Source organism: Pseudoalteromonas sp. S3178, assembly GCF_005886985.1.
Lineage (GTDB): Bacteria > Pseudomonadota > Gammaproteobacteria > Enterobacterales > Alteromonadaceae > Pseudoalteromonas > Pseudoalteromonas carrageenovora.
Genome location: NZ_PNCW01000535.1, coordinates 1 through 366, shown reverse-complemented (window position 1 = coordinate 366; position 366 = coordinate 1). Strand labels below are relative to the sequence as shown.

Here is a 366-nt window from a genome sequence, read left to right as displayed (position 1 = left end):
GAAAAGCTATGCAAACTTTCAGGCTATAGACAGTAAATCGTTGTTATTGGTTAGTTACCCGTTTTTATTAGACACTTATCAGATTGATTTAGATAGCAACAAAATTACGCCTATTGTAAAAAGTGAACATGAAGATCATATGGGTATCGAGGTGGATAACGGATATCTTCTTTTAACTAGAGAGCGAGGTGAAAAAGTCATTAACCTTATCGATGGTAGTTCAAATCGAACACCATTACCTATACCTAAGGGTCGTTATTCATCAATACGTTATAACTTTGAAACGAATCAACTATTAGTACAGTATTCCGATAAAATTGAAGTTTATAATTACTCAGATTTAAGCTTAGAGGATGTTATTTACGT

The 366-nt window shown here is 32.8% G+C and carries 1 protein-coding gene; it reads left to right on the top strand.

What is annotated here, in order from left to right:
- Positions 1-366, top strand: a 366-nt coding sequence (locus CWC11_RS23180; protein ID WP_212748119.1) for a hypothetical protein, incomplete at both ends; no start/stop codon positions are given.